This is a genomic window from Phocaeicola coprophilus DSM 18228 = JCM 13818, from assembly GCF_000157915.1.
GTDB classification, from domain to species: Bacteria; Bacteroidota; Bacteroidia; order Bacteroidales; family Bacteroidaceae; genus Phocaeicola; species Phocaeicola coprophilus.
Window position 1 is genome coordinate 1 of sequence record NZ_EQ973695.1, and the last position, 1,561, is coordinate 1,561.

Consider the following 1,561-nt stretch of genomic DNA (forward strand, 5'->3'; position numbering starts at 1 on the left):
ACTCGTGCCGTTCCGCTATCAGGGACAGTACGAGGATGTAGATACGGGGCTGTATTACAACAGGTTCAGGTACTACTCGCCGGATATGGGGATGTATATTTCTTCTGACCCGATTGGACTGGCGGGAAACAATCCGACACTCTATGGATATGTTGAAGATGTCAATAGCTACTTAGACCTGTTCGGATTAGAAAAATGCGCTTTAAGTGCGAGTGATATGAAAAAAATGGGACCTGCTCCTAAAAATATGTATAATCCGCATAGGCATCATATTGTAAGAGAACATGCTCCCTCTAATTGGTCTGCTGACGCAAGGAAATGGATAACTGACTCTCAAGATATAATAGCAGAAGTCGGAATAGATTTAAATTCTTCTATTGAAAATTTTGTTTGGGCTTCCAATGGATTAGGCAATCATTCTAAAAAAGCAGCTAAAACAGTATATGATGAATTATCCAAAGTAAGAGGAAACCCTGAAGCCATAAAAGAGACATTAGGTTCACTTGGAGAGATCTTCTCTGGAACTGGTTTTAAATAAAATAAAAAAACATGAATGAATTGTATCAAAAAATTGAGAAATACATAACACAAGGTAATAGTATTGCTTTGGAAAAAATTTTGCGAGAAAATAGCACATTGAATTTAAATGATGGAGAATTGTATAATTTAAATCCACCGCTATATCGAGCTGCAAAATTGGGCTTATATGATATTTGTAAAATTCTTATTGATTATGGCGCTGATGTCAATTATACAAAAGATCATATATTCTATCCTTTAGAAGGTGCCGCATCTTCTAATAATATTGATATTGTAAAATTATTATTAGACAATAATGCAGATGTAAATGGATACGATTTAGTAAAACTTTCTGCAATTGGAACAGCTTGCACAAAAGGGCATTATGATATGATGGCGTATCTTGTTGAGTGTGGAGCAGATATAAATAGATTAAATATCGGATTATATCTGAGTCCGTTGGATTTAGCTATAATATGGAAACATGAACATCTATTTAACTATCTAATTGAAAATGGAGCATTATCAAATGTAAATAGGGATTATGATTGGACTTCAGAAAATGGGGGAGGAATATCCGCCCACATAGATTACTATATTGGAAGAGTAATACCAAATCGCTTCAATATTTTGTCAAATGGGACATTTAATAGAATTGCAATAACAAATAGTAACAGCAACGTACTCTTATATACCATAGGTAATTATAGGTATAGCAATCCATCAACAGAATTTATAATGATTTTACCATTAGGATGGAATCCATATTCAAGAATTGCACCTTCAAATTTACCTTATTTGATTATGGAATGGTTGTCTCTATGGTTACAAAATGGTCGTATTTTTTTCGATGGAGAATTTATTCCTCTTGATAAAATATGTGATAATACACAATTAGAGTATTCGGGTTTTCATGTTGTTGAATATAATTACACAACATTAGAATGTGATAAAAATGACAATTCAGTTACATTGTTTACTCTAATTCCTCAAAAAAAGAAAAAAAATTCTCATTACGAACTTACATCTGTACTCTTAGAAA

Annotated in this window: 2 protein-coding genes; both read left to right on the forward strand. The window is 32.9% G+C overall.

The features are described from left to right. A partial coding sequence (locus BACCOPRO_RS18670; RefSeq protein ID WP_008145686.1) for an RHS repeat-associated core domain-containing protein occupies positions 1 to 538 on the forward strand: 538 nt, incomplete at its 5' end. Positions 539 to 549: 11 nt separating this feature from the next. Beyond that, a partial coding sequence (locus tag BACCOPRO_RS17030; protein WP_008145688.1) for an ankyrin repeat domain-containing protein occupies positions 550 to 1,561 on the forward strand: 1,012 nt, incomplete at its 3' end.